The sequence below is a fragment of the Pseudomonas sp. Q11 genome (assembly GCF_024494355.1).
Taxonomy (GTDB): domain Bacteria; phylum Pseudomonadota; class Gammaproteobacteria; order Pseudomonadales; family Pseudomonadaceae; genus Aquipseudomonas; species Aquipseudomonas hefeiensis.
On sequence record NZ_JAKNQY010000050.1, the window covers coordinates 1 to 10,250 of the forward strand.

Annotated in this window: 2 protein-coding genes and 1 pseudogene; 1 reads left to right on the forward strand and 2 read right to left on the reverse strand. The window is 60.8% G+C overall.

Translation table 11 applies throughout. The features are described from left to right. Positions 1-351 precede the first annotated feature (351 nt). Positions 352-690 carry a DUF6124 family protein gene (locus tag MA884_RS27455; protein WP_256233437.1) on the forward strand — a complete coding sequence of 113 codons (339 nt, stop codon included), beginning with the start codon at positions 352-354 and terminating at the stop codon, positions 688-690. Positions 691-839: 149 nt separating this feature from the next. On the opposite strand, the gene MA884_RS27460 is transcribed toward MA884_RS27455, so the two are convergent. Together MA884_RS27460 and MA884_RS27465 are read right to left on the reverse strand one after the other, a co-directional pair. Continuing rightward, the gene (locus tag MA884_RS27460; RefSeq protein WP_047230543.1) at positions 840-1,178 is read right to left on the reverse strand and encodes a hypothetical protein; all 339 of its coding nucleotides are present in this window, start codon (positions 1,176-1,178) and stop codon (positions 840-842) included. A 119-nt stretch (positions 1,179-1,297) separates the two neighbouring features. Then, positions 1,298-10,250: pseudogene (locus MA884_RS27465) on the reverse strand (LapA family giant adhesin); the annotation flags it as partial.

The window sequence follows — 10,250 nt, forward strand, 5'->3', positions numbered from 1 at the left end:
TGTAACCCATGTGGGTGAGTCATACCGCAAAGCGTTTTTGCTTACTTTTGGCGCTCTTCCAAAAGTGAGCCGCTGTAAGAGCGGAACCGCCAGTAGCCGTTACCGCAGAAACGGATATACACCCCCCTCTAAAAGTAAGGTCCTAGGAGATTTCCTTCGAGTTGTAGCGAACTTGGTGAACTTGTCCGGCGTCTGCCTCGTGGCTAGTCTGGGTTTGTCACTGAAAAAACGGTGACACGGACGTGCAAGTCCGAAATATCTGTTTAGGGCGAAACGGCCCATGCCATTCAGCGATCTCATTTGGACTGGCTATGTAGCAAAGGCTCCTTACTAGTCGTTTAGGAGTTCCCAATGACAACAGCGGAAAACACCTCACACAGCTCCACCACACTCGACGAAGCGGCCCAACGCGACCTCGACTATTACCTCAATCCAAAACCCACCGGCGACGTATCCGGCCAAGCCTCAACGGCGCAACTGTTCATGGTCTCCCCAGACATCGACACCGAAACCCTACTGGCCAATGCCTCCGAAGACCTGCTGTCCATCAGCGCCATCGCCGCCGATCTGGCTGATGACGTCGACGGCTCGCGCCGCAGCGTGATCCTGGTGATCAGTCGAATGGCCGACGGGGTGCATTTGTTGGTGGAGCGGGCGATGGATCGGCTTGAAGTGCCAGCGTCGAGCTGACAGGCCTGTGGTGGATTGAAGATTGCCATCGCGAGCAGGCTCGCTCCCACATAAGAACTGCGTGACGGCAATATCTGCGACTTACCCCGTCCCCTGTGGGAGCGAGCCTGCTCGCGATGAGGGCAGCCCCGACACCGATGAAACCAGGCCTAGATCAACCCCTTCTCATCATCATCGATCAACCGGCTCAACCCACCCAAGGCTTCCCGGGCCTGGTTGCGGTCCATCAGCTTGGCCTGGGCCGCGGGTGGCAGGTCGGTGACGCGGATGACGCCTTTGCTGGTCAGCACCTGGATCAAGTCGTCGAGTACCCGGATCATTTCCAGGTCGCTCTGCTTGAGCTGCTTGAGGCTGTTTTCTACCGCTTGGTTGGCGAACCAGTCCTGGATCTCGTGGCTGTCGGCCGGCAGGGTTTCGGTGGCCTCCGCATAAGCGGTGGCTTCCACGCGCACCAGCAGGCCTTGTGCATCGCGTTGCACATAAAACATCGGGCATCCCTCATGTATGAAGCGGCGTCATGCTGGGCAGCATAGGCCAACTGTGGGGGAGTATGAACACTTATCGTGGCGAGGGAGCAAGCTCCCTCGCCACGATATTTGTGTCAGGTTCAGCTGTTGTTGTGATCGACCTTGATGGTCGGATCACTGCCGGCGATCAACGAGTTCAGGTTCATGTTCGACCAGTTGTTACCTTCCAGTTTGATCGTCACGTCAGGGGTGGCCGCTGCGGCGTCGCCCCCATTGAAATTACCGGAGGTGCTGACCTGCAGCGACGACACGCCATCGACTGTGCTGATCTTCAGGAAGTGGTCGATGGTGCTGCCGGTTTCGCCCTGCAACAGATCCCGCAGGTCGATCCGGTCACCTTCGCTGGCCTTGAAGTCCTTGATCACGTCGGTGCCGGTGTCGCCGGACTTCCAGACAAAGGTGTCGCCACCCAGGCCACCGATCAGGGTGTCATTGCCCTGGCCGCCGATCAGCGTGTCGTTGCCTTTGCCGCCCAGCAGGATGTCATTGCCCTTGCCACCGTCGAGCAGGTCGTTGCCGCCCTGGCCGAAGATGATGTCATTACCGGCACCACCCAGCAGCGTGTCATTGCCATCGTTGGCACCGGACACATCGAAAGCGTTGTAGTGCTCGGTGATGTACTGGTGCACGTTGCTGGTGGTGACTTTGCTGACTTCCACACCGTTCTGCTGGGCCACGAATGCCTGAATGGCCTGATAACCCTCGCCGGCGATGCCGTTGAAGCTCACCAGGTCGCCGAACAGGATGTCGTTGCCAGCGGCCCCGTTGACCGTGTCGGCGCCCGGTAGAGTCGCTTCGGTGTGGCCGATGATGGAGTTGGCCAGGTCCTTGGGGTCGATATTGGTCTGCGGAGTTTTGTCCGAGTCGTAGTCCTTCAGGTCGTCCAGCGTCACGCCTTTGTTCAGGCCGATGGCTTCCACGCCAGACACCGAGCTCAACAGCGCGAAGGCGCTCAGGGAGTTGCTGGTGGTGGTCGAGCCGGTGCTGCTGCCGGTGCCGTCGCGGTACGACAACTCGTAGGTACCATCACCTTGGGCGCGCAACGTACCCAATTCCTCACTGCTCCAGTAACCGCCCCAGGATTTTTTCCAGGTGAGCAGGGAGAGGTTGCCGGATTCGTCGACCTGAACGCGGTGGGTGTTGTCGAGCTCGGCGCTGAACGTCTGGCCCAGCTTGTAGTTGGTCGTGGTGATCAAGCTGTCGAGCTTCACGTTGCCGTACAGGGTCGGGTTCGTCTGCTCGCCGGACTGATAGTAAGTCGGCTCACCGTCGGTGATGAAGTACGTCAGGTTCTTCGCCCCGGTGTTGCTCAGGGCTTCGCTGCTCTTGAACCAGTTGGCCGTGGTCTTGAACACGTCCTCATAGTTGGTGCCGCCGCCAGACACCATCGAATCCAGCACGCTTTTGAGCAGCACGAGTGCGTTCGGGTCATTGAGGTTGACCGATACGGTTTTATTCACCTGGCTGTCAAAGTCCGCCAGGAAGATGTTCACCGTCCCGGAGTTGCCGCCCATGCTCTGCTTGAGGGTGTTGAACACCGACGTCAGCGAGTCCTTGGCGGCTGTGACGGACGATGCGCTCATGCTGCCGGAGCTGTCGACCATGAAGGCGATGTTGTAGTTGACGCCTGGCACGACGGTCAGCCCGCCGATGTCGGCGACCACAATGTCGTTGCCGTCGGTGCCGGTGACGTTGTCACTGCCAGAGGTGGCCGTGGCGGAGTTGTAGACCGCCGGATAAATCGTGACCGGAATCTGCGCCGTGGTGGTTGCCGACCCGCCGAGGGCTTCGGTGGAGGTCGATGTCACGGTCAGGTTGAACTGGCCGTTGTAGTAGGTCGGTGGCGTCAGGGTCAGGCTGCCCAGATTCCAGCCGGTGACCGAGGCCTCGCCATTGCTGCCTACGGTCACTGTGTGGCCGGCACCGTCGCTCAGTACGCTACCTTCCGGGATACCGCTGATTTTCATGCTCAGGCTTTCGGAGCCGTCGGTATCGGTCAGGGCGGTGGTGATCTTCGACAGGTTCACGCTGCCACCTTCGGCGCCTTCGTTGAGCTTGAAGCCGTCGTAGTAGCCTTCGCCATTGGTGCCGTGCAGGTCCGAAACAGAGACGCCCGCATTCACCAGATCAGCCACGCCGGTATACAGCGGCACGCCGGCACTGCTCAGGTCGGTCGGGGTGCTGCCGTTGACCGACAGGTTCACGTCATAGCTGCCCGGGCCGGTCTGGTTGTGGTGGTAGATGTCCAGGGTGTAGTAGCCGCTGGTGGTTGGGGTGAACGAACCATTGAGCTGGCCGCCCGCTCCCCAGGTGATACCCGCGACATTCTTGCCGCCGATGGTCACCAGCAGGCTGTCATCGCCGGTACCGCTGAAGGTGTAGGTCTTGCCGGCTTCGAGGAAAATCAGGCCCGAGGTTTTCGATGCGGTGCCCGGATTCACGTTGCTGTCGGACTGCACGTTGTTCACGGTGGTGCTGCTGTTGGGGGTTCCGGCGGCATCGATCACCGACTTCAGCGTACCGGACGGTGCGCCGTTGCCATCGGTGCCCAGGCCCGACAGGCCAGTCCAGACTTCCTTGACCAGGCCAGTGGAGGTCACGGCGTTGCCGGCCACGTTGAGGGTCGGTGCGTCGGCGACCGGCGTGATGTCGATCTTCACTGTGCCGGTGCTGCCCAGCGCTTGACCGTCGGTTGGCTGGAACTTGATCTGCGCGTAATCGGACTTCTGATCGCCCACGCCGTTTGCGTTGCCGTTGGCGCCGGATTCATGGGTATCCGGTGTGAAGCGCAGTTTGCCGGCGTCGATGTCGGTTTTGGTGAAGGTCTGGTTATTGGCCACGTCCTTCCAGGTCGCACCGTCCAGATACTGCAACTTGCCGTCGGCGGGCAGCCCGGTGATTTTTACCCCAAGGCTGGATGCGGAACTGTCCACATCGCTGACACCAAAGGTCGACCAGCCAAGAATCAGCGAAGTGTCTTCGGTACCGGTCACCGCGCCGCCGGTTGCGACCGGCGCATCGTTGACCCCGACCACGTTCACGGTGGTGGTCGCGGTGTTGGAGTAGCTCGTACCGTCGGTCACCGTCACGGTGATGGTGCGCGGCACGGTGCTCGGGTCGTCGCTGCTGTTGGTAAAGCTGATGTTCTTGATCTGCTGCATGTAGTCGGCCAGCGTCGCATTGCCCGACAGGGTCAGCGTGACGGTGCCGTTGGTGCTGTTGGCGTTGATGCTGATGCCGTTGACGCTGTTACCCAGGTTCAGCGCATCGCCGGGCTGACGGTTGGTCAGCACGATGGTGGCGCCGGTCAGCATCGTGCTGTCCGGGTCGGTGATTTTCAGGTCGGTGTCGCCGATGGACACGCCCGGGCCGGTGGTGCCTTCGGTGAAGGTTACCTGATAATCGGCGCCGGTCTTGCCGCTGGAGTTGTTGGCATCCAGGTCCAGTACCGGCGGTGCATCGTTGTCGATGATCGAGGTGCTGACGCTGCCGTTGGTGCCGCTGACCGCCAGGTTCTCAAAATTGCCGCCAGTGGCCGAGTCGATCTTGACCACGAAGTTTTCGGTACCTTCGGTGATCTTGTCGTCCAGCGTCGCCACGTTGAAAGTGGCGCTGGTGGCGTTGGCCGGGATCTTCACGGTGTAGACGCCAGTGAAGTCCGTACCGTCGGCGGCGGTGCCGCTGTAGACGATCTTGAGCGTCACTTCGGTTTGCGCCGGGTTCGTCAGGCTCACGGTGTATGTGGCGGCCTGGCCTTCGGTGACGGAGGTGCTGCCGGTGATGCTGACGGTGGTGTTGTCGACGGTGTCGGTCACGTCGGTAACGGCTGGCGTGGTGCTTGGTACCAGATTCTCGAAGCTACCGCCGGTGGCGTTATCGATGCTGACTTCGACCTTGCCGGCGTCTTTATAGACGTCGTCAGTCGGTGCATCGACGGTCACGGTGCCGGTTGTGGCACCGGCAGCGATGTTGATGACGGCGCCGTTGCTCAGGGTCACGGTGACCGGAGTGCCAGCGGCGTTGGTCAGGGTTGCGGTGTAGGTGATCTGACCGCCTTCAGCAACCGAATTGGTAGCGCTCAGGCTCAGACCGGTCGAGTCCTGCACATCGGTAACGGTGGTGTCCGCTGGAGTGGCGTCGATGTCCAGTTTTTCGTAGTTACCGCCCTGGGCGTCGTCGATCTTGACGCTCAGGTTGTCGCCGCCAGCGAGGGCGTCGTTCTGGGTAGCGAAGTTCACCGAACCGGAGCTGGAGCCGACTGGAATGGTGATGCTCTGGCCGTTGCTCAACGTCACGACCAACGGAGCGCCAGTCACGGGTGCGTTGACCGAAGCGGTGTAAACCACGGTGCCGCCTTCGGCCACATTCGCGGTCGCGGTGAGCGAAACGGTGCTGGTGTCGATGGTGTCGGTGACATCAGTCACTGCCGGCGTGGTGCTTGGTACCAGGTTCTCGAAGTTACCGCCGGTGGCGTTATCGATGCTGACTTCAACTTTGCCAGCGTCTTTGTAGACGTCCTCGGTCGGAGCATCGACAGTCACGGTGCCAGTGGTAGCGCCGGCAGCGATGTTGATGACGGCGCCGTTGCTCAGGGTCACGGTGACCGGAGTGCCAGCGGCGTTGGTCAGGGTTGCGGTGTAGGTGATCTGACCGCCTTCAGCAACCGAATTGGTAGCGCTCAGGCTCAGACCGGTCGAGTCCTGCACATCGGTAACGGTGGTGTCCGCTGGAGTGGCGTCGATGTCCAGTTTTTCGTAGTTACCGCCCTGTGCGTCGTCGATCTTCACGCTCAGGTTGTCGCCGCCAGCAAGGGCGTCGTTCTGGGTAACGAAGTTCACCGAACCGCTGCTGGAGCCCACCGGGATGGTGATGCTCTGGCCGTTGCTCAACGTCACAACCAACGGAGCGCCGGTTACCGGGGCGTTGACCGAGGCGGTGTAAACGACGGTGCCGCCTTCAGCTACATTTGCGGTCGCGGTGAGCGAAACGGTACTGGTGTCGATTGTGTCAGTGACATCAGTCGCTGCCGGCGTGGTGCTTGGTACCAGGTTCTCGAAGTTACCGCCGGTGGCGTTATCAATGCTGACTTCAACTTTGCCAGCGTCTTTGTAGACGTCCTCGGTCGGAGCATCGACAGTGACGGTGCCAGTGGTAGCACCGGCAGCGATGTTGATGACAGCACCGTTGCTCAGGGTCACGGTGACCGGAGTGCCAGCGGCGTTGGTCAATGTCGCGGTGTAAACAATCGAACCGCCTTCAGCAACGGTGTCGGTTGCACTCAATGTAAGGCCGGTGGTGTCCTGCACATCGGTAACGGTGGTGTCCGCCGGAGTCGCGTCGATGTCCAGTTTTTCGTAGTTACCACCCTGGGCATCATCAATCTTGACGCTCAGGTTGTCGCCGCCAGCGAGGGCGTCGTTCTGGGTAGCGAAGTTCACCGAGCCGGAGCTGGAGCCGACTGGAATGGTGATGCTCTGGCCGTTGCTCAACGTTACGACCAGCGGAGCGCCGGTTACCGGGGCATTGACCGATGCGGTGTAAACGACAGTGCCGCCTTCAGCCACTGAGGACGTCGCGGACAGGCTGACAGTCGACGTGTCGATGGTGTCGGTCACGTCGGTGACGGCTGGCGTGGTGCTTGGGACTAGGTTTTCGAAGTTACCACCCGATGCGTTATCGATGCTGACTTCGATCTTGCCGGCATCTTTATAGACGTCTTCAGTCGGCGCATCGACGGTCACGGTGCCGGTGGTGGCGCCGGCGGCGATGTTGATGACGGCGCCGTTGCTCAAAGTCACGGTCACCGGCGAGCCAGCGGCATTGGTCAATGTTGCGGTGTAAACGATCGAGCCGCCTTCGGCGACGGTGTCAGTTGCCGAGAGCGTGAGGCCGGTAGTGTCCTGAATGTCAGTAACGGTGGTGTCCGCCGGAGTCGCGTCGATGTCCAGTTTTTCGTAGTTGCCGCCCTGGGCGTCGTCGATCTTGACGCTCAGGTTGTCGCCGCCAGCGAGGGCGTCGTTCTGGGTAACAAAGTTCACCGAACCGGAGCTGGAGCCGACCGGAATGGTGATGCTCTGGCCGTTGCTCAACGTCACGACCAACGGAGCGCCAGTCACGGGTGCGTTGACCGAAGCGGTGTAAACCACGGTGCCGCCTTCGGCCACATTCGCGGTCGCGGTGAGCGAAACGGTGCTGGTGTCGATGGTGTCGGTGACATCAGTCACTGCCGGCGTGGTGCTTGGTACCAGATTCTCGAAGTTGCCGCCGGTGGCGTTATCGATGCTGACTTCGACCTTGCCGGCGTCTTTGTAGACGTCGTCTTTTGGCGCATCGACGGTGACCGTGCCAGTGGTAGCGCCGGCAGCGATGTTGATGACAGCACCGTTGCTCAGGGTCACGGTGACCGGAGTGCCAGCGGCGTTGGTCAGGGTTGCGGTGTAGGTGATCTGACCGCCTTCAGCAACCGAATCGGTAGCGCTCAGGCTCAGACCGGTCGAGTCCTGAACGTCAGTAACGGTGGTGTCCGCTGGAGTGGCGTCGATGTCCAGTTTTTCGTAGTTACCGCCCTGTGCGTCATCGATCTTCACGCTCAGGTTGTCGCCGCCGGCAAGGGCGTCGTTCTGGGTAACGAAGTTCACCGAACCGGAGCTGGAGCCAACCGGGATGGTGATGCTTTGACCGTTCGACAGGGTGATCACCAGCGGAGCGCCGGTCACCGGGGCGTTGACCGAGGCGGTGTAAACCACGGTGCCGCCTTCAGCCACGGAGGAAGTTGCGGTCAGGCTCACGGTCGACGTGTCGATAGTATCGGTCACGTCGGTGACGGCTGGCGTGGTGCTTGGCACCAAACTCTCGAAGTTACCGCCGGTGGCGGTATCAATGCTGACTTCAACTTTGCCGGCATCTTTATAGACGTCGTCAGTCGGCGCATCGACGGTGACCGTGCCGGTGGTGGCGCCGGCAGCGATGTTGATGACAGCGCCGTTGCTCAGGGTCACGGTGACCGGAGTGCCAGCGGCGTTGGTCAGGGTTGCGGTGTAGGTGATCTGACCGCCTTCAGCAACCGAATCGGTAGCGCTCAGGCTCAGACCGGTCGAGTCCTGAACGTCAGTAACGGTGGTGTCCGCCGGAGTCGCGTCGATGTCCAGTTTTTCGTAGTTGCCGCCCTGGGCGTCGTCGATCTTCACGCTCAGGTTATCGCCGCCGGCAAGGGCGTCGTTCTGGGTAGCGAAGTTCACCGAACCGGAGCTGGAGCCAACCGGGATGGTGATGCTTTGACCGTTCGACAGGGTGATGACCAGCGGAGCGCCGGTTACCGGGGCGTTGACCGAAGCGGTGTAAACGACAGTACCGCCTTCGGCGACATTCGCGGTCGCAGTGAGTGAAACGGTGCTGGTATCGATGGTGTCAGTGACATCAGTCACTGCCGGAGTCGTGCTCGGGACAAGGTTCTCGAAGTTACCGCCCGTTGCATTGTCGATGCTGACTTCAACTTTGCCGGCGTCTTTGTAGACGTCGTCAGTCGGCGCATCGACGGTGACCGTGCCAGTGGTAGCGCCGGCAGCGATGTTGATCACCGCACCGTTGCTCAGGGTCACGGTGACTGGCGACCCAGCGGCGTTGGTCAATGTTGCGGTGTAAACGATCGAGCCGCCTTCTGCAACGGTGTCACTGGCCGAGAGCGTCAGGCCAGTGGTGTCCTGCACGTCAGTAACGGTGGTGTCCGCCGGAGTGGCGTCGATGTCCAGTTTTTCGTAGTTGCCGCCCTGGGCGTCGTCGATTTTCACGCTCAGGTTATCGCCGCCGGCAAGGGCGTCGTTCTGAGTAACGAAGTTCACCGAACCGGAGCTGGAGCCCACTGGAATGGTGATGCTTTGGCCGTTCGACAGGGTGACGACCAACGGAGCGCCGGTCACCGGAGAGTTGACCGATGCGGTGTAAACGACAGTGCCGCCTTCAGCCACTGAGGACGTCGCGGACAGGCTGACAGTCGACGTATCGATGGTATCGGTGACATCGGTCACGGCCGGAGTGGTGCTTGGCACCAAATTCTCGAAGTTGCCGCCCGTTGCGTTGTCGATGCTGACTTCAACTTTGCCGGCATCTTTATAGACGTCGTCAGTCGGCGCATCGACGGTCACAGTGCCGGTGGTAGCGCCGGCAGCGATGTTGATCACCGCGCCGTTGCTCAGGGTCACGGTGACCGGAGTGCCGGCAGCATTGGTCAATGTCGCGGTGTAAACGATCGAGCCGCCTTCAGCAACGGTATCGGTTGCACTCAAGGTCAGGCCAGTCGAGTCCTGCACATCGGTAACGGTGGTGTCAGCCGGAGTGGCATCAATGTCCAGTTTTTCGTAGTTACCGCCCTGAGCGTCATCGATCTTCACGCTCAGGTTGTCGCTGCCGGCAAGGGCGTCGTTCTGCGTAACGAAGTTCACCGAACCGGAGCTGGAGCCAACCGGGATGGTGATGCTCTGGCCGTTCGACAGAGTGATGACCAGCGGAGCGCCGGTTACCGGGGCGTTGACCGAGGCGGTGTAAACCACAGTGCCGCCTTCAGCCACGGAGGAAGTTGCGGTCAGGCGCACGGTCGAGGTGTCGATGGTATCGGTCACGTCGGTGACGGCTGGCGTGGTGCTTGGCACCAAACTCTCGAAGTTACCGCCGGTGGCGGTATCAATGCTGACTTCCACCTTGCCGGCATCTTTGTAGACGTCGTCAGTCGGAGCATCGACGGTCACGGTGCCGGTGGTAGCACCGGCAGCGATGTTGATCACCGCGCCGTTGCTCAGAGTCACGGTGACCGGAGTGCCGGCAGCGTTGGTCAGGGTTGCGGTGTAAACAATCGAGCCACCTTCTGCCACTTCAGTGGAAGCTGACAAACTCAGACCGGTGGCGTCCACCGAATCGGTAATCGTCGTCACGGCAGGTGCAGTGCTTGGCACCAGGCTTTCAAAGTTGCCACCCGTGGCACCGGCAATGGTGGTGCTGACGGTGCTGCCATTGTTGTAGACGTCATTGGCCGGGGTATCG